General features: G+C 46.0%; 21 protein-coding genes. 3 read left to right on the top strand and 18 right to left on the bottom strand.

Annotation, left to right across the window (positions count from 1 at the left end; translation table 11 throughout):
• Positions 1–5: 5 nt before the first annotated feature.
• The 14 genes from S2091_RS09145 to S2091_RS09085 all read right to left on the bottom strand — a co-directional run bounded on the left by S2091_RS09145 (position 6) and on the right by S2091_RS09085 (position 14,857).
• The gene (locus tag S2091_RS09145) at positions 6–2,531 is read right to left on the bottom strand and encodes a hypothetical protein (protein WP_105531501.1); all 2,526 of its coding nucleotides are present in this window, start codon (positions 2,529–2,531) and stop codon (positions 6–8) included.
• Positions 2,524–2,817 carry a hypothetical protein gene (locus S2091_RS09140; RefSeq protein ID WP_105531500.1) on the bottom strand — a complete coding sequence of 98 codons (294 nt, stop codon included), beginning with the start codon at positions 2,815–2,817 and terminating at the stop codon, positions 2,524–2,526. Before S2091_RS09140 ends, S2091_RS09145 begins: the two co-directional genes overlap by 8 nt.
• Before the next feature lie 2 nt (positions 2,818–2,819).
• Positions 2,820–3,638: a hypothetical protein gene (locus S2091_RS09135; RefSeq protein WP_105531499.1), complete on the bottom strand. Its 819-nt coding sequence runs from the start codon at positions 3,636–3,638 to the stop codon at positions 2,820–2,822.
• Positions 3,635–7,447, bottom strand: a complete 3,813-nt coding sequence (locus S2091_RS09130) for a hypothetical protein (RefSeq protein ID WP_105531498.1) — start codon at positions 7,445–7,447, stop codon at positions 3,635–3,637. The genes S2091_RS09135 and S2091_RS09130 overlap by 4 nt, the downstream gene beginning before the upstream one ends.
• A gap of 18 nt (positions 7,448–7,465) precedes the next feature.
• Positions 7,466–7,879, bottom strand: coding sequence for a GPW/gp25 family protein (locus S2091_RS09125; RefSeq protein WP_105531497.1), 414 nt, complete (start codon positions 7,877–7,879; stop codon positions 7,466–7,468).
• Positions 7,880–7,897: 18 nt separating this feature from the next.
• On the bottom strand, positions 7,898–8,197 hold the full coding sequence (locus S2091_RS09120) for a PAAR domain-containing protein (protein WP_105531496.1): 300 nt from the start codon (positions 8,195–8,197) through the stop codon (positions 7,898–7,900).
• Between the two features lie 20 nt (positions 8,198–8,217).
• Positions 8,218–10,008: a type VI secretion system tip protein VgrG gene (vgrG, locus tag S2091_RS09115; RefSeq protein WP_105531495.1), complete on the bottom strand. Its 1,791-nt coding sequence runs from the start codon at positions 10,006–10,008 to the stop codon at positions 8,218–8,220.
• 53 nt (positions 10,009–10,061) lie between these two features.
• A complete protein-coding gene (locus S2091_RS09110) occupies positions 10,062–10,739 on the bottom strand; it encodes a CIS tube protein (protein ID WP_243405369.1) in 678 nt (225 codons plus the stop codon).
• Between the two features lie 2 nt (positions 10,740–10,741).
• Positions 10,742–10,906, bottom strand: a complete 165-nt coding sequence (locus S2091_RS24020; protein ID WP_165794957.1) for a DUF5908 family protein — start codon at positions 10,904–10,906, stop codon at positions 10,742–10,744.
• Between the two features lie 12 nt (positions 10,907–10,918).
• Entirely contained in the window at positions 10,919–11,386 is a 468-nt protein-coding gene (locus tag S2091_RS09105; RefSeq protein WP_105531493.1) for a phage tail protein, read from the bottom strand.
• A gap of 8 nt (positions 11,387–11,394) precedes the next feature.
• Entirely contained in the window at positions 11,395–11,853 is a 459-nt protein-coding gene (locus S2091_RS09100; protein ID WP_105531492.1) for a phage tail protein, read from the bottom strand.
• A gap of 76 nt (positions 11,854–11,929) precedes the next feature.
• On the bottom strand, positions 11,930–13,456 hold the full coding sequence (locus tag S2091_RS09095; protein ID WP_105531491.1) for a phage tail sheath family protein: 1,527 nt from the start codon (positions 13,454–13,456) through the stop codon (positions 11,930–11,932).
• Between the two features lie 17 nt (positions 13,457–13,473).
• Positions 13,474–14,274 carry a hypothetical protein gene (locus S2091_RS09090; RefSeq protein WP_105531490.1) on the bottom strand — a complete coding sequence of 267 codons (801 nt, stop codon included), beginning with the start codon at positions 14,272–14,274 and terminating at the stop codon, positions 13,474–13,476.
• 7 nt (positions 14,275–14,281) lie between these two features.
• A complete protein-coding gene (locus S2091_RS09085) occupies positions 14,282–14,857 on the bottom strand; it encodes a Pvc16 family protein (RefSeq protein ID WP_105531489.1) in 576 nt (191 codons plus the stop codon).
• Positions 14,858–15,324: 467 nt separating this feature from the next.
• On the opposite strand from S2091_RS09085, the gene S2091_RS09080 reads away from it, so the two are divergent.
• From S2091_RS09080 to S2091_RS09070, 3 genes are all read left to right on the top strand, one after another.
• Positions 15,325–15,648: a hypothetical protein gene (locus S2091_RS09080; protein WP_105531488.1), complete on the top strand. Its 324-nt coding sequence runs from the start codon at positions 15,325–15,327 to the stop codon at positions 15,646–15,648.
• A gap of 273 nt (positions 15,649–15,921) precedes the next feature.
• A complete protein-coding gene (locus S2091_RS09075; protein WP_105531487.1) occupies positions 15,922–16,146 on the top strand; it encodes an addiction module protein in 225 nt (74 codons plus the stop codon).
• A gap of 71 nt (positions 16,147–16,217) precedes the next feature.
• Positions 16,218–16,607 (top strand): hypothetical protein, encoded by a 390-nt coding sequence (locus S2091_RS09070; RefSeq protein WP_133166886.1) that lies wholly within the window; start codon positions 16,218–16,220, stop codon positions 16,605–16,607.
• 821 nt (positions 16,608–17,428) lie between these two features.
• On the opposite strand, the gene S2091_RS09065 is transcribed toward S2091_RS09070, so the two are convergent.
• The 4 genes from S2091_RS09065 to S2091_RS09050 all read right to left on the bottom strand — a co-directional run bounded on the left by S2091_RS09065 (position 17,429) and on the right by S2091_RS09050 (position 20,843).
• A complete protein-coding gene (locus S2091_RS09065) occupies positions 17,429–17,713 on the bottom strand; it encodes a type II toxin-antitoxin system RelE/ParE family toxin (protein ID WP_105531485.1) in 285 nt (94 codons plus the stop codon).
• The gene (locus S2091_RS09060; protein WP_105531484.1) at positions 17,710–18,165 is read right to left on the bottom strand and encodes a hypothetical protein; all 456 of its coding nucleotides are present in this window, start codon (positions 18,163–18,165) and stop codon (positions 17,710–17,712) included. The genes S2091_RS09065 and S2091_RS09060 overlap by 4 nt, the downstream gene beginning before the upstream one ends.
• 533 nt (positions 18,166–18,698) lie before the next feature.
• Entirely contained in the window at positions 18,699–18,998 is a 300-nt protein-coding gene (locus S2091_RS09055) for a hypothetical protein (RefSeq protein WP_105531483.1), read from the bottom strand.
• A 399-nt stretch (positions 18,999–19,397) separates the two neighbouring features.
• Positions 19,398–20,843, bottom strand: a complete 1,446-nt coding sequence (locus S2091_RS09050; RefSeq protein ID WP_243405368.1) for an alkaline phosphatase family protein — start codon at positions 20,841–20,843, stop codon at positions 19,398–19,400.
• Between the last annotated feature and the right edge of the window lie 7 nt (positions 20,844–20,850).

Here is a 20,850-nt window from a genome sequence, read left to right as displayed (position 1 = left end):
CGTGTTTATATCCAGTAGCGATTCGATTGCGAATGCCGATTCTTTTTCAAGAATTCAATGATTCCATTTGCGCTGCTATCCAGGTCGCCGGTTTCCCCCTGGTAGTTGGCGCTGGCATAAACCTGTAGCTGAGATAACCACTTTTGGTAGCGTAATTCGAATTGCGCCAGGAATGGAAAATCTAACCAATAGAACTCCGGCATGATGTGTGCCGGTAACTGTTCTGCGATCATGTTTTCAATCCAATATCGTGCCGGTATATCGGCAAAGCGCGCGGTGAATGCCGGCAGAATGATGCTGACACGATGACAGTAAAAATCATGTGTTATCTGGCGGTCCGTATTGTTTGCGCGTGGTCGGAGTAGCAGGTGTTCGACAAGGTGAAAACCTTCACATTGTTGGCTAATACTCGACAGTACTTCGATCATTTTCTGCGTAAAAGCGCTTATCTCGTCCAACGGCATTAAAATAATTGGCCACACTTCTTCGTGCTGGACGATTAAACAGAGCCAGCCGTGCTGTTCATCGACTTTAAAAATTCTATAGTTGTCCCAGCTGACGCCGGCCTGTAGCACGGCATCACAGATGCTGTCATGCGGTAATTTGAAATCGGCGAAGGCTTCTGCGCCATTTTTTTTCGCAATTAAGATCAGTTTTTCTGCCGCGATTTCATTTGGTACGCCAATTTGTTTGTGGAGCTTATCTTGGTAACGCGAATTACTTACATATTTAGTGTTGTCCTGTAAGGCGGCGACCAATGAAGTGTTGTTGGTGTCCTGATAACAGCCCATAAGGATTTGGATGCGTTTTTGCAGAATGGCGCCAGAATTATCTTTCCAATTTTTTTGCAAATTGATGGCGCCGCCGCGACGACTGCTGAGTTCGCATAAGTGTTTGAGTAGTTGGATCTTGCAACGAATCAGAGATTGCGCAAACTGCCCTTGGTGATAATAATCGTAACGCTGTAATTCTTTTTCTGGAAATTGTTCGCCATAAATTGCTAATAGTGTGTCCAAGACACGGTTACGGCGTTCTTCGAATTGATCCTGTTCACGTAAAATTTGTGCGATCTCTTTTGCATTTGCGTCAGGGACATAGAGTTCTTGGATATTCGGAATTTCAGCATTTTGCAGATAGGTCGAAAAATAGCTTTGATTGACTACTTCGTCAATGGAATACAGCTCTCGCACATGTTGCAGAGAACCGAGATAGTTTGCCATTATTTGCTCGAATGGATACAAGTAAGCTTTTAATTGCTTTGCGCGTGCGTGTACGGCGTCGGATTCGGATTTAGGCACACCATGATGGTTGATGCCATAAATCGCTGGCGTGTTTTCGCCTACCGATAAATATTGTGCGAAATCTCTACTCTGACCATGTGGTAACTGGATGATGCTGTCAATGTTGCCGCGATTGCGCCGGAATGCTTCATGCTCAAACTCTTGCTTTTTGAGATACAACATCACTTGCTCTCCAAATGCTTGAATTTCGCGTTGGGACTGCGGAGAGTGTGATTGATTAATGTCAGTATTTTGGCTGACATCGACGCTTACGCTGCGACCATGTTGCAAGCGTAACGCAAGAATTTTGTCAGTGTCGTCGATAAAATGTAATACAGGGTAATCGACATCGCTATGATCAAATTCAAGATGTTCGTAAACAGCACCTTGGTCGTTAATCAAAGAAAGAGAGCGTACATTCTTGACGCCAGGAATATGGCGCACCAGTGTGATGAGCTTGATGACATCGATATCGTAGCTGTCTTGTAGAAAATTGTTTTCATCGATATAGCCACGATTAGTTAATGGGCCGCACAGAATTTCTTCCCATTTCATCCCTTGCTGCAGCGCTTCCTCAAAGCGCACAATTTGACTGCCAGAAGAAATTAATTTGGCGCAGCGAAAGTAGATGTCAGCGTAAATTTCTGCTCGCGGCCGACTGTCATCAATTTCTATGTCACCTGCTAATGAGAATTCCTGCGGGTTCACGATTTTCACTTCATGAATATCGCGGCAGAGATTTCTATTGGCGGAAACGAGTGCGGTTACATCAGCTCGCAGCACCTGCTGGGCGTGTTCAATCTCTTCTTTCTTGTCTCTGAATATAGATTCTTGCGGTTTGATAAAGATGGTGAACAGGCCACGCATAGCCTTATCTTCCGTGTGGCTGCGTATCCAGACATCTTCCACATTCGGCAAATGATCGTAGATGAGTTTGCAATAATCGAGGTCAGTCAGCGCTTGATTCGGAAAAATTTCCTGCGGTGGATACAACGCTTGTTGTTGATAATCGATCTCGCCATTTTCCCCGGTAAGGAAATCTTCCACATTGAAATCGGTACGGTAGACCAGATCGGTTAAGCCATAACACAGCATTTCTAAGAGAGTGACACCTGGATCATGCAGATTGTAGTCGGTCCATCGTCCACCGGATAGACCCTGCAATAGCTCAATACCGTGCCGACGCAGGCCCTCGAAGTCGAGGCCGTCGGCGTCTGGCAGCAAGCGATTGATATGATCCTTATTAGTCAAGATCAAGCGCCTCGTGCAGTTGTTGGTGCAATTGATGAAGCAGCCGGTTGACGCGGTTATACGGAATTTCGCCAAGCACTTCCAGGATCAAACGAAGTTGTGGCACGCTGACGATGAAGCTGCCAATACTCTCTTCGCCTGCTTCGGCAGGAAATAAGATGGCGGCCTGTTGGGTGAGATGACCAATAATCTCAAACACTTGTTTGAATGGGCGCTCTGCCAACGCCTCAAGAATGAGGTTGCCCTGTGCCAGACTGATCGTAAATTGGAGTTCTTGGTTTGCCATGCTTATTTCTTCACCTTTCCCTTAACGTCATACTGAGGGCTCGGTTGTCGCAAAGGCTTTTGGTCACTCTCTAACATTAAGGTGTCTAACCAAAGTTGAGTCATGTGATATTTAATCCAAACATCGTCGCCGTAAGAGCAGCCCACGCGCATTTGCAATTTGAATTCGAAAGATTCTTTTGGGCCTTCCGACATCCATCGTAATTCGATCCGGCTGCATTTATTACCAAAATGCGTTTGGTGATAGTCGATGCTGCCATTGTCATTGAAGGCGTTGAGCGCAAAGGCATGGGTGAGGGCGTAACGGCCTTCGTTGTCTTTCGCGCCGACACCAGCCATTACTTCCCATGCCTGACATCCGGTCATGGTGTCGGTAATGTCATACCAGTTACCGTCGGCAGGTACGGCCAATTCGCCGTTATGTCCTACTCGGGCATAAGAGGCGATACAACCGGCAACATCGAGTTCATGCTGAGGATTAATTTGACGGATACCAATGGCTGTACGATGTATGTCGTCTGTACCAGTGATGCTAGACAACGTCAGTAGTGCCTGATTGCGTGCGTCTAAGATGCTCAAATTGTCATTGGATTTTCCCAGGCCGAAGGACCATAGCGGGCTACCGATATTGATATCCTTGTAGAAGCTCATTAATTTTCCATCGCGTAGTTGTGCGACTTTGAAGCCAGCTTCCGGCGTTTTGTCAAATCCTTCATCTAACATATTCAACATCGATCCGATGAGGTCGGAGAAGTCTTCTTCTGTTGGCATTTTTCCTTGCAAGAATTGTTCTTGCAGCATGTGGCGTGTACGTCTGGTCATATCTCTTTCCTTGACGGAATAATGAAAGTTGAGCCCACTTTGAGCTCATTAATGCCTATTGCTTTAGCGGCTTTTTGTTCAAACTGATCAACAATAACAATCCAATGTTCATTCATTGGAACAGTAATGCTCCATGGATAACTTGGCGTTAAGTTTTTTTGATGGCGTTCTGCTTTTGCATTGCTGGTGAGTTTGAAACGCAGGTCGTTGATGTCACCATAAGTGGATATTTGTAGCAATGAAACGCCGGTTACTTCATCGATATAATCCAAATCATGTAAGAAGGAAATGATATTGTTTTGTTGTATCGTCCAACCAAAATGCTGGTTTAGCCCACGATCATTCCACGGCGATAAATAATCACAGATCGCCTGATTGATTTGTTCAATATAGCGACCACTCATTTGCCCACTCATACGACTGTTGTTTACTAGTGTCTTAAGTTTGACTGTACAGCGCACCTGGACTTCTTCGTAAACAGGATTTTCTACACTGATCATGACATCTGCAGAGGCGAATTTCTCGATATATGTCTGGATTTCGTGGATCAAATGTCCGCTTAGTGTTGGTTTTTGATTGGCATGCACACTTTGATTGAGGTATGGAATTGGCACAATCAGCAGGTGACCTGGTCGAACGCGTGTACGCGGATTTTGATCAGAGCATAGGTGCGAGAAACACTTTACTTTAAAAACTTGGGGAAACTGTTCAAGGATGAGCAATTCATAGTCGGCTGCCGTCAAAGCACGATTTTTGTGAAGCAAACGCTCGCTGGCCCGGGTGCGGAATTGTTGTTTGGTTTCTTCCGCTTTGCCATTAAAACTGGCACGCACTTGCAAAATACTATCAACGCCGACAATCAGGCTGCGACTTTTATTCAGGCTCAGTGCAGGTAATATTGGTGCTGGCTTCATGCCATGCGTTGGTGACCAGCTCACTTTGATGGCCTGTGCAAAAACAGCATATAAACTACAGAAGCGTTCAATGCCGTAATCGGCCGTTACACCAATCCAAAACTGATCGGACGACATTATTGTGTTGTCTCGATTGATTTCGTCGGGCAGCTGTAATTGCACGATCCCGCTTGTCATAAAGCCGTGAGTGGAATCATCAAGAATTTGTGCTTGTTGCAGTCTCTTCCATTTGTTCGATGCCAGATACCACCAGCTTAACCCTGTGTGATGAATCTTTGTCATCGGTAATGAATCTTCGCGTAGGTAGAAATAGAGGCTGAGCGGCCCTCGTAGTTGTTCGGCTTGCAGGCCGATCATCAGATTGCCCGCGGCAGGGTATTTCGGGATTAATGAAATTTGCTTGCTCTCGTTGGCGCGCATCACTTCCCATCCTAGCGGATGTAAATGCAAAAATTGTTCTTGAGGCAATTCGGGATTGTCCGACTGACTTTGGTCAAAATTGATTTTGGCAAAGGCCTTGTAGTTGAAAACAATGCGACTAATTTGCGGCGTATAGGGTGGATTTGGTAGCCCCTGCATCGAACCAATTTTCTTGGTTTGCGCATTTTGAGTAAGTACTCGTGTCAAGAGTTGTGGATATTCTTGATGCCCGAAAGCGCCTTCCGGCGCGTCGAGGCTAATTTTAAACATGCCATTCATTGTGGCGGATGTGTAGGTGAGGCGAGTTCCAGCTTTTGGTAATTGCGTTAGGCGGGTTGGTTTATACAGGGACACAACACTTTTCAGTGAGATGCGATTTTCGATATTAACTTGATTGCTAGCGCTGCCATTTTCGTTGGTTTCATATTGAAATAAGGGTACGCTAGCCGGAGCTTTACTCCATTTGCCGTCCACTAAAACGGCGAGTTTTACGTTGACATCATCGGCTTTTAATGGTGTTTGATAGCCACGATAATAATCACTGAAACCTCCCAGCGCATTTGGCAAACCTGCCCATTCGATATCAAGCGATACATCACGTAATTGTTTGCCTAAGACTTCTTCGCAACCTATTACAAGATAAGAGCTGAGATCTGGGATAGGACCAAACGGCATAAACGGGGCGAGCGCACTAACTTGCCCAATTTGATTGTGAAGCACTAATTGGCGGCAAGCTTTGACATTAATTTCAAGATCAATTTCTTCTAATAACCAATGCGTCAGAATATCGTAGGGATAGGCATATTCGTTTTGTGTCATTTCAAATCGAATAACGGGAGTTTTTGTTTGTAAAGATTCTGCGTGTAATTTTTCTTGATAAGGTGTAATCGCAGGTGTGCTTGACGGTAGTGTGATGTGGATCGCCAGGCAATTCTTAGGCACCTCTGAATTGAGTTCATAATATTCAGGTCGATATTCTGGCACTACATACCAGCCATTCAGGGTGCTAATTGAAATGCGAAACATGCTGCGTAAAAGTTTTACGAATACATCGCTTTCCTCCAAGGATGAGGTGTTCAGATGTTCACGTTTGCCCTGCGTCTGCAACTGTTCAGCGATGCTTTTGAGAGTTTCGTCTATTGTGTATTTTTCATTTTGACGAAATTTAAACAGCAGGCGAATACTCCGTTCACCTTCTTGCATTAAGAGTGTATGGCTCGCGATCGCAAAACCAAACCGTGTGGGTTGGCCGTCGGCAAGATGCTCTCCTGGTTTTGGCGCGCCGAGCAGTGGCAAAGGCGGGAGTTTTTCATGCTCGCCGACTTCGCAGTCGGGTCTTAGTACGGCGATGCTGCGCTGGTAGCTAGATTTCGTTACCAATAGTTTTGTTTCTCCGTGGTGCTTTTCAAAATAGATGCTGTGGAGAGAGCTGACTCTGGCGTTATTCAATTGCGTCGCTTCATCTGCGGTGTAGACAATATCATTCTGATCTTGGTCGACACCAGCGGTAAATTCAGTACCTTTCGCAATAGTTATTGAACGTGCTGCGGGGCTCGGTTTTATAACGAGGTAGGCACTATCAATGCGTTGCTGCTGTAATTGCATGCCCAGCACTTTGTGATAGTAGAAATCGATGTGCTTGTCACCAAAGCGATTGAGTCGAACCTGCAATTGCTGGTAAAGGCTGACAAAACCGATTAACAGGCTGACCGCCGGATCATGTTTTCCGCTGAGCATGGACAGTGGCAGCAATTTTTTTATGCCGTTTTGTAGCATGCGTAAGGCTTGATTAAAGGCGTGGAAGTTATGCAGAATTTCGCTTTTTGTGAACGTTTTTTCTTCGCCAATTTCCTGCTCTTGTGACGATGAATTACCGTCGGAAGCCGGGGCACGCAGGCGCGGCGCTGGCCATTCCACTAAATCCTTGAATGATTTGCTGCAAAGACCGTCGGTATAAGGCAGTAGTAATCGTGGTGTGGCGTTGCACAGGGTTTGAATCTCCCACTTCAAGCCTCTTAATATGCCTTCAAGTAGCTTTCGTACTTCAATCGCAACGTCGCTTTGTTGCACGCGCAAAGCGGTTAACCATTGATTCAGCAGGCGCACGAATAGCAGCGGGGAGTTGATTACATCACGATAAGAGGCATCGATTTTTTTGACTATATCGTCACGGAACCACTCACGATATTGCGGTTGCCCCTGTATGCGCAGCTCGAATTGGTTCGATAATTTATTGGTATCAATCGCCAAAATGCTCGCCATCAAGATACTTTCATCGGTACCAAAAAATTGCTGCCAATTACCGTCAATACTCAAGTCGATTTGATAAAAGTGAACCAGACGTGCATATTCGTTGGCAATAGCCAAAATTTGCTCGAAACGCATTTCATCGAGCTGAAAGTAGTCACCGTTTAATGCGGGCAGCTGACGTTGTGTCTGGCTGCGCCCATCGCTAATGATTAACTGGGGTTTCATTGCCGCCCCGGTATTGGCTTAGAGTTGCACATCGGTACCTTCGCGTAAATAGAATGGGTAGACGATGTTATGCCTTGTGTTCGACGTGATAATGTCGTAGACAATCGTAAAATCCAGGCGCCCTTCATAGGCAGCGGAGATGTCCGTGTATATCGATTCGAGCTTTACTCGTGGTTCGTAAAAAAGAATTGCACGTTGTATGAGATCTTTAAGAACGGTGAGAGTGCTTTCATTGATGTTTTCGTAAATCTGGCTTTTTAACCCACAGCCAAAACTCGGTTGCATCACACGTTCGCCAAGATTGGTGGAGAGGATAATCAGCAAACTTTGCTTGATATCTTTCTCGGCGCTGACCATATGCACGGCGCCTCGCTTTGAAAATTCAGGTGGAAAACTCCAACCAGTACCGAGAAATGAACTATCTTTATCCACGTTTCTTACCTTTAAGGCCTAGCCGCCAATCATGACTGTTGGAAAACCCAAAACGATACTGCCCCCATGTGCCGTGCTGTCGCCGATGCGCGCAGCAGGCCGGCCGCTGATTAAAACGGTCGCACTGCCTTTGACGATGGTATCGGGTGGGCCAACACACACGCACATATCACCGACGACGGCGGCAGGCAAACTACCGATTAGAACATTTGGTACGCAAGGGCCAGAAATGGGGCCGCCAACATGTGGTATTGGTGGCACACCGGGAGTAACCATCGGGCAGACATGCATATCCGTTATGCGAGATGCTGGTGGCATGATTTTCCTTCTCTATTTGATTAGTTAATCATGACCATTGCGCCTTTGATCGTGGTCTGGCCTGCAGCAGAAAGTTCTGCGCTGGCGGTTCCCTTGGCAATCAGGCTGACATTGGCGGTGCTATTGATATTGAGGCCGGTGGTTTTAACATCCATTTGCGCAGTGATCTCCACATTCTGAACGGCGGAAATGGCGACTTTACCGGCAGCCTTGATGGTGATGTCTTTTGGGCTGTCTAATAAAATTCCGGACGGACTCAATTCCACTTTGTTACTGTTTTCGTCTTGCAAAAGTATTGATTTATCTTCATCGCTGATGACAATTTTATTGTTGGCGGGTGTGGTAACGGTGATGATTTTTTTGCCGTCATCGAACTCTATTTTTAACTTACTACGCGTGACCAATGCTTTGAAATTGTTTTCTGCCGTCAGTTCGTAGGGCGGCACGTGCTTGCTGCTGTACAAACTACCCAAAATCACTGGGCAAGATGGGTCGTTATTGAAAAAGCCCAACACGACTTCATCGCCAATTTCCGGAATAATGAAAGCACCAAATCCGGAAGATCCATAGAAACTCGCAAAACGCGCCCAAACGCCAATGGTGCTGGCATTCATCAACGGCATCGAAACTTGTATTTTGCATTGCCCTTCAGGGTCGGCATCTAGCTTCAGCACAATACCAATATGCAGCCCGCCAATGCCAGCGCTGATACCGGCTGCTTCAGGCGCATTGATTTGGTGCTCTTCCGTGAACCAATAAGTCGGCATGCCGAATTCGACCTCTGTAGTCCAGTTACCATCGATCAGACGCTGCGTCACATTCGTTGCAATTACATTGCCATTAAAGTGCTTGCCGACCGCATTTAACTCTAACAAAACACCCGGTTTGGCTAAGGCACTCCCTTGGAATAGCATACGTCCTTGAATACGAGATAAGGCCGCGCGCGTTTGTTGCGCCTTGCTCCATGCCGTGAGTGCGCCACTTTCTATGGGCGCGGCGGTTTGTAAGCCGAAATCGCCAACACTAAGTACGCCAGCGAGCGTTTTCGAATCAATGTCGCCCTGACCTGTAAGGGGATCAGGTGTTGCTGTTTTTTGGACGATGGCGAGTTGCGTCAGGTCCCAACTGGTGCTGGTGACAGAACTTAGCTGCCAACGTGAATCCAGGTCGGCCTGAAATTCGAGTAAATCCATTCCGTAGGTTAAGGATAGGACAGGGCTGCCACTGGCCACGGGGGCTTTGACACTGATTTTGCCTGCATCGATCGTCACCAAGAAGCCATTGATCTCAGCGCGCGCCATCATGTAATCCCAATCAGTGGCGTAGTATTGGACTAGTTCTTTGTAGGAGACGCTGGTGGCGTCGATTGCGGACGATAAGCCGCCGTATTTGGCGATGAGCGCCGAGATAACTTGATTATCGGTTTTGTTTATATAGTTGGCATTTTTGCGCCCCACGGTCATGGCTAACGCCTTGTCACGACACTCGATGATTAATCGGGCATAGTTATCGCCACTAATTTTGACCGAATGTTTGATAACGACACCCGTAAATATGACCGTGGTTTTACTGTCATAGCCAGCACTGATCACAATTTCTACGCCCGGCTTTAGATTACCTGCGTCGGCAATCGGAAAACTACCATTTGGCATGTCGCCATCAATGACGGTAATCGTCGCCGTGGGAATGCGATTTGTGCTGTGGTTGGTCTCAATCGATACGATCTGAACGATGTCGGGCAGAGCCGTTCCATCGCAGCTAATATTAAAGCTGAGAACGCCAGAGCTATCGGTTTGGGGGGAGTTCGCCATAATTGTTCTTTTCAAGTAATGATCAACAACATAAATTTCATAACAACCAGGAGCTATGCCAGCGGTGGAAAGCGAAGGCTCATACCAGGTTGTAAATGACGAAAAGAACTTAAACCATTAACGCGTGCGACTTCCATGTAATACCCGCTGTCGCGGTAAATCCGATCACATAGTAAGGGCAGGGTGTCACCGGCTTGTACGATCACCAGATGCGTTAAGTCGGGTGAACCATTGGCTTCTTCCTTCACAATTTCGGCAGTACTTGTGTACTCGATGAAGTTAAGGGAAATCTTGGCACGTAGCGGTTCACCGTTTGGCTTGAACAAGGTGTAATCGAATTTTAAGCCTTCAACCCGGCCATAAAAAATCAAACTACCCCAAACCACTTGCACAATAGGCGCTTCATGCTTGGTGCCAACATAGGTGTACACAGCACTGCGTAAAGACTCGACTTGCTGTTTGACGGTTTTTGTGGTGCCGGGTACGACACCGGTGCCATCCAAAACTAACTCCTTCAGGCTCAGTTTCTCTGGCTGACTTGCATTAAACTTGGCTTCGTTACCAGCTTGACCCAGTGCTTGGGTCTTTGCGTATTTGATCGAAAAATCGTGACCATAACCACTGGGGTTAATTAAGGCTTGAAACACTGGGCGTGAGGAATCGACGCTGATCGTGCCATTTTTGGCCACGCTGCATCCTGAAATTTTTAATAGAGTTTTTTGCCCGGACACGATTAACGCTCCCGACGTTCACGTAGCAGTGTTTGTACCATTTTTTTACATTCCGACAAAATTTCATCCTTGACGGAATCTTTATCGATATGACTGCTATCGTCTTTATTGATTGGACGATTGACGATCGTCGTTTTAATAATGAGTTCTTTAATTTCTATAGCCATGGTGTGTTTAACTTATTTACTGCGTTTCGAATAAGTGTAGGCAAAAGTCATTTTCTCTATTGCCACTTCGTTTTTCGTTGCATTAAAACCTTCTACATCCCACTTAATTGGATAAGCATCGATAAACGCCCAGGCTCTCAGGACTTGGCCGTCGGCGCCATTGAGTTTGACGATAATGGTATTTGGCACGATGGCTTTAATAAATGCACCTTCTAAAGTATCTTTACACCACTTCACCAAAGGCGAGTTAAGCATAGAGACGCCGCGCTTTAATTCCAAATTCGGATGTTTAATACTTTTAGGAAGCTGGTGAACGAAGCGGTTTTCACCGCCTTCGACCAATGGCTCGGTTTCCATCTCAATACTAATGCCAGATACTTCGCTGAACGAAGCATCCGGCATTTTTACGCCATCACCAAAGGTTACGGTGAAGTAAAACGCAGGAGGGGGATACCCTCCCTCGAAATAATCAGCACTCATCGCGTTGATTATTTATTCGCAATCGTCAAACCTTCGTGCACGATCTCAATCGATTCAATCGCCACTTCGTTACCTTCCGACTTCAGATCGGTGCTGGATATCTTGGTCGGCCAGGCATTGGTCAGCGTCCACACCATGGTGTCATTGCCTTCCTCATCCAATAAACTGATCGTCACTGGTACGCGTTTAATGGTATTGAGTTTGATTTGATTGAGCCAGTCCCAAAACTTATTGTCGCCCTTGAATACGCCTTTTTTCATCGTGATATTGCCGTATTTTTTCATACCCGGCATTTTAATTACGGAAAAAACCGGGCTATTTCCACTGCGATACTTAATCTCTTCAGATTGGATATCCAAGCCAGAAACTTCTTGGAACGACATTTCATTGGAATCCCATTTCACGCGGAAATAGAATTTCGGTAAAGGCCACACATTTGGTGATTGTTTTGTTCCGTCATCTGCCATAACAAACCTCTTCAATAATTTAGATTAAAAATTTGCGCGTAACTTGGCGTCAAGTTATGACGTCATACGCGCATCCTTAAGATTTCTGCATTTGCTGTTGGAAAGTGATCTCAATAAATTCAGCAGGGCGGCTTAATGCGACTAAGATCGTCACGCGTAAGATACCTTCTAGGATATCTTCTGCAGTCATGGTTTCACCTAAACCAACGTGCACACTGAACGCATCTTCCGGGCTTGCACCGGCCAAACCGCCACGCTTCCAGATACCAGTGAGGAAGTTGCTGGCCATGCTGCTGATAGTGACCCAGGTGCCGCTGACATTCGGTTCAAAGACGTAGGCTTTGGTTGCCAAACGCAGGGATTCTTCCAACATAATCATGGTGCGGCGTACGTTGATGTAGCGCCAGTCAAGACTATTACCATCCAACGTGCGCGCACCCCAGACCAAGGTTCCTTCGCCGATAAAGCTACGTATGGCGTTGATGGATTTACCCGCTGTCGTCACGTTCAAGTCTTCTTGTTCGTCATGGGTGATATTCACCGCTGGCGAGATGACCGAAGCCAAGCTGACGTTTGCTGGTGCTTTCCACACGCCGCGGGCGTTATCGACCATCGTGTATACGCCCGCCATCGCTGCTGCAGGTGGCAAGAGGTTCAATTTGTTCTTGATGGCCAATAGCATATTGGCGTACGTTGGGCTTACAGAGAATAGGATTTTGTGCAATTCATCGTCAGACAAATACGTTTTCTCTTTAGGGTCGCGATCTGCCTTACCCACCTGTGCGAGGATATCCTTGATGTCTTGCGGAGCAGTGTCGCCACCGGCTTCGGTCAACAGTAGGTTTTTGACGTTTTCCAAACTAACGAAACTGGAAAAATCAAGATCGGTTGTTTGCACGATGGAAGTGTTCAGCCACGGATAGTATGCTGCGGAATAATTGAGAAAATTGGTGCCGAGATCAGCGCGGAATTTGGTAACGCAATCACCGGTTGGATCGGAACGCTCTCTGAAACCGTCATACACATCGAGAATGGCAAAGCGGTTTTTCATTTGAAAACCACAGTGTTTTAAGCTGTATTGTTGCAGACCGATGCAATCACCTTCATCCAATGCGACCGCATCGGGGATGACAACCATGGTTGGTTCTTGTTCTTTCAAGAGCAGGTCAATGCCCAGTTCCATTGGTTTTCTCTGGACGCCATCGCCGGAATAGCCGCCGATAGAGACGATATAGCAAGGACTGCCACCGTTTTGGAAAAAAAGCTGCATACAGCGATACAAATAGTAGCGTTTGGTATCGGCCTTATTGTTTTCACGTTTCAAGACAAACTCTTTGCCGCCGCTCTTGAAGTCGCTGGTGAGATCAGCATCGGTTTTTTCTGCAATATCGAATCGGTCTTCAGGTGCATCACCAAAATAATTGATGAACTCCGTCAGGGAAGTGATACGCCACGGTTTATTCGTCAGAGATGTGCCCTTGTTATCGGCAATCTTGGTGTAGCCGATAAATGCAGGAACTGCGGTCGCAACTTCAACCACAGAATTGGGAAAGGCATTTTTTTCAACGATATAGACACCAGGTGTTTTATACGCGCCAGCCATATGTGTTCCTTTGAAAATTATTGATGAATATAAATTTCCGCAACGACCAGTGATTGCCCGTTCGGATCTCTTTCTTTGCCAATTTTATTAATACTAGCGCTTGGCAGTCGCCTCATTAATACTCTTCCTGCGGCACCCTCTTCACGCAGCTGAAAGCGTTGTGTTGGCATGCTTCTCATCGGTAGTGCTATCTCGGAAATAAAGGCAACACTGGTACTAGTTACTACATTTTCTGAGGGCGTAAATCGGCATCCCTCAGCTTTTTTTTCATCCAAATCAACAATCTGTAACTTCTTCTTTGCCAATGCCCCAAAAAAATAATATTTCCAATGCATGGCCCTCGCTTTTAACTCAACTAAATAGTGCGTTACTTCTGTGCTTATTTGATGCTGCAATTGCACGGTGAACAGGGTAGGATTTTTCTTCTTTTCAAAACTACTTAACCCAAAGTCTTGTTCTTCCACCGTTTGCGCCGTTAAGTGAACAACATTGCTGCTATCTACCGGCGTTTGATTTATAAAGTTAATTGGTTTTGCTAAATGCCAGTCCGTATAAAAGTTGAAGTGCGGATCTGACGATGACACCAAGAACGTTAAATTTAATTCGACTGTTGATGGCACCGTGCTTTGAGTATTATTTTCTTCCTGCCAAACTTCGATGCCATTTGCACACTGACGTAGTAACAAATTTTCCCTCTGTATGATTTCTGAACTGGTTTCACTTGGTAAAAACCGCAAGACCAAGTTGTTTGACTCAGAACATCCTTCAAAAAATTCATGCTGAATTTGTATTGAGAGCAGCGGAATATAGCGTCCCATCAATTTCCTAACGAATGAGATCGTTACGCGGATCTGTGATGACTGGAACTTGCCCAATAATCGCGCCGGCATCGACTGTAATCATTCGCACTTTATAAAACGCTGAAGGCATATAGCGGCCACCGATTAAACTCCATAAATTGTTTAAGTCCGGTATTTTCAAATTTTCCATATCCAAAATGAGTTTCTCAATTCTCGGATCAAGACCTGGACTATTTTGTTGATCAAACACAGCTTGCTGCTGAAAGAAACCGATTGCTTGTGAAATCGTTTTTAACGCTTCTTTGTAATTGCCAGATCCAAAATTTGCCGACATCATCAAATACAAATTTAAATACAAAGGACTGCTATGTACTAACTGCCTGTCGTCACGTCCACGACTTGTTTGATTCGGCCGATACGGCATACTGTCTTTTTCTATATTCACCAACGTCAATGCCAATTTGTTGTTGGCATTTATTGCTGGCGATCCGTCTGATTCGACTAAATTAGAAACCACCACAATGTCTTCAACCAACTGAAAATTATTTTTAAATTGTTGATTTAGCTGATTTGCAAGGTGACTAATAGCGGCGTTAATCACGGCAGTAATCTCCTGAGGATCGAGTGATCTTGATATGCTTGAATATGCTTGATTAATACCCGCGACATAGTATTTATTCTTTTCATGTAGTGATGAAATTTGGCAAAATCAGTTTACTTGAGTACAAGCAACTCATTAATAGACTAGCATGTAATTTGTTAATAGGACAAATTTAAATATTGCAAATTTACAACAATGAAATTTAGCAATTGAGCGTAGACTGGCGAAATTCTTATTTAAAAATATTGAATTTCCATGAAAATCTAGTGGATTCGGTATTTTTTCGAAGCAGTGTGAAGTAAGCCTGATTTTGAAAATAAAAGACTCAGTGTGGCGATGTGTGGTGGATGTGGAACGCTGTGAGATAGGCCTTTTCTCTCAGACACAGGTTATTGCGGCTTCCTCGTATTGTGAGTGAGCAGAATAAGCAGATTCTAGATAATTTCTATTGAAGATTGGAATACGCCATGCAAGCACGCGCACTGAAACCGTCCGAACAAATGCGGCAACAACAAGTTTCCGCCACCACGCAAATGCGAAATAAAAATGTGTCGCAAGTAATGGATACTCGCCCAACGCAAATTGCACAAAGACGTTTGCAAGAAACTTCCAACAGCAGTGTACGGGCATTACAGTTAAAAACGGTGCAAGCCAAAATGACTGCTCAAAGGCAGGAAAAAGAAGGGCTGTTGCAAGGGAAGTTTGAAGCTGTTCAGCGTGTCGAGGAAGAAGAGCCGTTGCAGGCTAAGTTTGAACCAGTGCAGCGCGTAGAAGAGGAAGAGCCGTTGTAGTGAAAATTCGAAACTGCACAACGTATTGAAGAAGGGCCACTGCAAGCAAAGTCAGTCGCTGTCAACACAGCGTAATTGACTGAATAATCCCGTACCCAAATTCTGTTGATTTAAATCGTTTATCTCGAAATGTCTTTAACGCCCGGATGCGGTAAAAGAGCTACCCTACTGTTGCATTTGCACGAGGTAAAAACCGTGTAGATAATGGAAAATCCAGATTAAAATCAAGCAAAACACCTTTTATATCACACGCTACCGTCCCAGGAGAAAGTCATGTTCAGCAACATTGAATCGCTTGAAACCGAAGCGTTATGCTTGCCCGTTGAGCAACGAGCCAATCTTGTCAAAAAATTAATCGCAAACCTGGACGCCGAGCCAGCTATTGAAGCTGCATGGGTCAGCGAAGTGCTGCGACGTCATGCCGAGATTGAAGCCGGAACCGTAGCGCTGCTGCCTGGTACGGAAACCATGGCGCGATTGAGAACTGAGTTTCAATGAAATATATAAGTAAAGGGGGCAGGTCACTTTGCTATTACACCTTACGAGTTAACGGCAAATGGATGCTCAACATGAATAGATATTTTTTTTCGCTAATGCTGTGCATTTTGCTCAGCCTCGTTTTAGGATGTAGTAAGCCAGATCAAGTTAAAACGATCAAGTCTCCTACGGATGGGATTTTCTATACTGTGGAGATCTATCACGAACACAGCCCTGTTGCTGATGGCACCCGAGTTTACGCTAATTTAGAGCGGCACGGAAAAGTCGAGAGGATGCTTGTTTTGGAGGGAGGTGACCTGACGATTACAGATATCAACTGGAACGGTCCATATGACGCTACTCTCTGCTTGAACGGCGGCATTACTGATACTTTTCGTAATGAAGTGACTCTAATTTCAGGGGATACAGCTGTAACAATCCACAATTATCTTCATGAGAATTGTAATATCCAAAAAAAGTAGACTGTTGCCCGCTTTGGGGTATGTTTAAACAAACGGCGTAAAAGTCCCACAGAATTGATAAAGTAGCCGTTTTTTTGCTCAATCGGTACTTTACGCTCCTTGCTGTCGCGCAAGGGACTGCCACTTTGGTTACGCCAACAGTTGGTAATTATCTCGGTTTAAATAATGGAACAAACAGTAGCGTAAGTTGTGGAAAATAGAGGAGTTCATTTAATGAGTACATCGGAATTGAAATTTGAATTTTTCAAAAAAATGAAGATAGCCAGATATTATGATTGCCTTTGGAGGCCTTGTTTTGTTCCAATAACATTTATATTCACGCTGTTATACAAATATTTATTCTGGAATATGCCATCAATTCAGTTAGTGGTCTTATTTATGATTATTTATTTTGTAGTCGGAGTTATTTTGAGTATCAAACTTAATGCGACAGTGGAATGCCCTAATTGTGGATATGCTGTATTTTCAAAGAAAACACTGCTCAGACCAAAACAATGCGTTAATTGTGGCTTTTCTTTTTCACGAGCTTAGGCGTGTTGAAGGTATTGTCAGATCAAATCGAAACTAGTACAGGTGTAGTAGTTGCAACCGGATCTGACAGTCACCCGGTTCGAAGTGCGAAATTGTCAGATCAAATTCAGTTGTTCAGTTTAGTGATTTTATCGTGCTACACCTCAACCCCTTCGCTTTTGCGCAGCACCAGTCTTCATACCAACATCATAATAGGCAGGCTCTTTGAGTGCGCCATCCCAACATAGTGTGTGGACCGTTCCGTGTTGCCGATCACCCAAATCATCAGTAATCTCGCTTACGCCGCTGACTTAGCGCGGATGTTTCCGCTTGACGTGGAGCACATTCAATACCGCGACGGTTGTTTCGTCCTCATCCAGAATCACCAGGTAATTGGGGTGGGCAACCAGTTCAATGGCATCCGGTACAACCAATCCTTTTCGGCGAGGGTGGTTCGGATCGGCCAACAGATCGACTTGGCCATCAATGTGCAGCCACAAATCGGCGGCAGCTTGTGGACTATCCTGCACGGTGATGTGCGCTTCAATCGCATTGAGATCATCCAGATAAGTTTGTGTGCGCTTGACGCGCTTCATAAGGTATCGCGATGTCGTTGCTTGGCCTGACGGATTGCCGTCCATTCATCTGGTTCAATCAATTTATTGGTGCCATTCAGCATGCCTTCGCGCGCGGCTTGTACTTTTTGCTGTGCCCACTCACTATGTGAAAGCGCGGCATGGGCTGCCGTGAGCCGTTTGGCGGTATCTGGGCGCTTAACTGCTTTGGCGCTGGGGTCGAAATTGGCCGCGTTGATGTCGTACTGGGTGAGGTGGATTTTATCGCGCATGAAACGGGCGACGGCATCCAGTGAGGTGAACACGCGTTCCTTGATCTGGCCATCACGGGTGCGCACCGAGACGGTACGCTCGACCATGCCATATTTGACATTGATTTTGAATGCAGCTTTGTCTGCCACCACCGTTGCATGATGGATGGCGTGGGCGTCGACCAAATCCTTTAAGCTGTTTGGGGCGATCAATTCAGACATGATGCAACTCACAATAGAAGATAATTTTTATATTTTATATTATAAAGTGACTTATGGCCGCCTTGAAAGAGGTGTTTTATTCAACATGGCGCCAATTGGCTGAAATGCAGCATGACCGGTTGCTAACCATATTAATGATGAGGGAGGGGAGGGGCAAAAAAAATGTAGAAAAATTCGATTTGACGGGGTGTTCGGTTGGAGAGCGGTAAATTACACTTTTAGCTACGCTAGATGCCCTTAAAAATGGTTGATTTTAAGCAGAGTCTCTTTCGAACGGTTCACAATTTGCATGTGATCAACGCAGTAAGGTGCAATGTAGGATGTCATTAGTGCAGCGTAATGCACCAAGTGACTAGCCTTAACGCAGCAATAATATTCTTTCTCTTTTAAATAATAAAAAGCCGCTCCCTCCAGTAACAACTGGATAGGAGTGGCTTTCTTTTTTAGCGGCTAAGAGAGGCCGCGTAATCTACTTAGTTTATCGTTTAGTTGGTCGCTTGCTGACTAAGTGACCTTGGCGTTAACCGGCATCCCTATTTGGTATTGAGGCTGCTGTCCGTCTTCAGATCATCAAGCGTCTTATAAGCGTCGGTGATTCTTTCGTCAATGAATTTGAGCCGTTCAGTTGCGTGACAAAACCCTGCTCGGAATAATATGGGTGTAATGCGGTCATTACAAAAATCTGTCAGAGCAAGATGATCGAGTACTTCAAAAATGGCCGAAAGATCGCTGACGATGTCACGAGCCTGTGTATAGGCGTCTATCGTGTCGACGGCGAGGTGGGTAATAAGTGGGGGACTTTGTTGCGCGTGTATCTGATCGGTGCTGGTCATGGTGCGTTCCTTCCAGTTCAGTTTGAACGCCACCCGCTATTAAACGGGTGGGCGGCAAATAGCAGGTTGAGAGACTGGTGCACAAACAAAACCAGCAGCCCGGAGGCTCCTGTTACTGCCGCCCAGTGAAGAGGCGCGACAGTACTCACACGTAAAAAAACGGCACCACGCCGTTTTGTGTGGTTTGTGCAATTCAGGCTCTCATACCTGTTTCCCCTTTTTCTCAGGGAAGTCTTAAGTATCAGGTAATGCGGTGTATAGCGTCAAGCATTTTTGATATTGAGCGAGATCCGCAACAATTAATTGTCATTCATCGATGGTAGCGCTGGATGGTCACAGCTCGAATCTTACAACTTGAGAAGATTTTCATCTTCCCAAGTTATAACTTTTATTAGCGCCTTACGACTGCCATTGCTCGCTGGAAGGAATACTCTCATTGGTGCGGGGCATGGAAGCTGGTTCAAAAATCAAATCCAGCACAATGTCTTTAACGTCTGTGACAGATATATTCAGCGGCAATGCCAGCGTTTTCTCTCCGATAATTAATGGCCCATCCAGCGGATCGTTGGTTGGCCGCCCGTGAGATCCCTTCACGAGGCTGGCGTCCAGACCAATCACATTCATCAGGCTGCGCAGGCCAAATTTACGCTTCAGCAGACGGGTTGCAATGGCAAGTTTGGGGTAGCTAATATGCGGCGCAACGAATAGTTCTGCCGGATCGTAACCGGGCTTGCGGTGAATTTCTACGGTACGGGCAAAATCGGGCGCGAGCAGATCGTCAAGCCAATAGTAGTAACTGAACCAGGAGCGTTCATCACTCATGACGATTAAATCGCCTGCGCGCTCGTGCTCCAGGCTAATGTCGGCACGTTCGTTGCCGGCCCATACCGATTCCACACCGGGAATGGCGAGTAGTAGCTGGCGTATCGGTTCGATTAATTCCGGATCGGCGACGTAGACGTGGGCAATCTGGTGGTCGGCTACGGCGAATGCATCCGACGCGATGGGGTCGAGCTGCTCCGCGCCGTCTTCTGTTCTGACTGCCAGATAACCGGCTTCGCGTAAGTGGCGGTTAATGTGAATGGCGCGGTCAACCGGTGTAATCCCGTATTCCGATAGCACCAGAACACGTCGCCCTGCGGCTTGCGCATGGCGGATTAAATCACCGGCTACGGCATCAATATCTTTTAACGATTGCTGTACCGCCGGGTGCTGTAAATCTGGCCCGTAGCGTTGCAGGTCGTAGTCAAGATGGGGCAAGTACACCAGGCTAAGGGTCGGGTCGAACTCGCGAATGGCGTGTTTGGCGGCTTCTGCAATCCAGCGGCTGGAGGCAATGCTGGTGCCCGGTCCCCAAAACTGGAAGAGCGGGAAATTGCCTAAATCACGTGTAAGACTTTCGCGCCAACTGGCCGGTTTGGTATAACAGTCCGGCAGTTTACGACCGTCTGCTTTGTAAATCGGGCGTGGGGTCAGGCCAATATCGTGACTGGAGGCCATGTTGTACCACCAGCACAAATTGGCACAGGTGAATTTGGGGTCTCTTTTCTTTGCGGTTTCCCAGATTTTTTCACCTTGAATCAGGCGATTGGATTGTCGCCAGAAATTAATTTCGGCAATGTCTTTGGCGTACCAGCCGTTGCCTACAATACCGTGTTCGGAAGGGGTTAAGCCGGTCAGTATTGAGGCTTGCACAGAGCAGGTCACCGCAGGAATAACGGTCTGCAATGGTTGCAATGTTCCTTCCTTTGCGAAGCGCCGTAGTTGCGGAGTAAATTCGCCTAATAAGCGCGGGCTTAAGCCAACCAGATTAAGGATGATGAGTGGCTGCATGGTGGAGTTCATGGCAGCG

Source organism: Solimicrobium silvestre, from assembly GCF_002976435.1.
Taxonomy (GTDB): Bacteria; Pseudomonadota; Gammaproteobacteria; order Burkholderiales; family Burkholderiaceae_D; genus Solimicrobium; species Solimicrobium silvestre.
This window is presented reverse-complemented; position numbering and strand designations above follow the sequence as displayed.

Bases quoted from the DNA above. Each gene is read 5' to 3' on its own strand.
- S2091_RS09140 (WP_105531500.1), bottom strand. From the start codon at position 2,817: ATGGCAAACCAAGAACTCCAATTTACGATCAGTCTGGCACAGGGCAAC.
- S2091_RS09135 (WP_105531499.1), bottom strand. From the start codon at position 3,638: ATGACCAGACGTACACGCCACATGCTGCAAGAACAATTCTTGCAAGGA.
- S2091_RS09130 (WP_105531498.1), bottom strand. From the start codon at position 7,447: ATGAAACCCCAGTTAATCATTAGCGATGGGCGCAGCCAGACACAACGT.
- S2091_RS09120 (WP_105531496.1), bottom strand. From the start codon at position 8,197: ATGCCACCAGCATCTCGCATAACGGATATGCATGTCTGCCCGATGGTT.
- vgrG (WP_105531495.1), bottom strand. From the start codon at position 10,008: ATGGCGAACTCCCCCCAAACCGATAGCTCTGGCGTTCTCAGCTTTAAT.
- S2091_RS24020 (WP_165794957.1), bottom strand. From the start codon at position 10,906: ATGGCTATAGAAATTAAAGAACTCATTATTAAAACGACGATCGTCAAT.
- S2091_RS09105 (WP_105531493.1), bottom strand. From the start codon at position 11,386: ATGAGTGCTGATTATTTCGAGGGAGGGTATCCCCCTCCTGCGTTTTAC.
- S2091_RS09100 (WP_105531492.1), bottom strand. From the start codon at position 11,853: ATGGCAGATGACGGAACAAAACAATCACCAAATGTGTGGCCTTTACCG.
- S2091_RS09095 (WP_105531491.1), bottom strand. From the start codon at position 13,456: ATGGCTGGCGCGTATAAAACACCTGGTGTCTATATCGTTGAAAAAAAT.
- S2091_RS09090 (WP_105531490.1), bottom strand. From the start codon at position 14,274: ATGGGACGCTATATTCCGCTGCTCTCAATACAAATTCAGCATGAATTT.
- S2091_RS09080 (WP_105531488.1), top strand. From the start codon at position 15,325: ATGCAAGCACGCGCACTGAAACCGTCCGAACAAATGCGGCAACAACAA.
- S2091_RS09075 (WP_105531487.1), top strand. From the start codon at position 15,922: ATGTTCAGCAACATTGAATCGCTTGAAACCGAAGCGTTATGCTTGCCC.
- S2091_RS09070 (WP_133166886.1), top strand. From the start codon at position 16,218: ATGAATAGATATTTTTTTTCGCTAATGCTGTGCATTTTGCTCAGCCTC.
- S2091_RS09065 (WP_105531485.1), bottom strand. From the start codon at position 17,713: ATGAAGCGCGTCAAGCGCACACAAACTTATCTGGATGATCTCAATGCG.
- S2091_RS09060 (WP_105531484.1), bottom strand. From the start codon at position 18,165: ATGTCTGAATTGATCGCCCCAAACAGCTTAAAGGATTTGGTCGACGCC.
- S2091_RS09055 (WP_105531483.1), bottom strand. From the start codon at position 18,998: ATGACCAGCACCGATCAGATACACGCGCAACAAAGTCCCCCACTTATT.
- S2091_RS09050 (WP_243405368.1), bottom strand. From the start codon at position 20,843: ATGAACTCCACCATGCAGCCACTCATCATCCTTAATCTGGTTGGCTTA.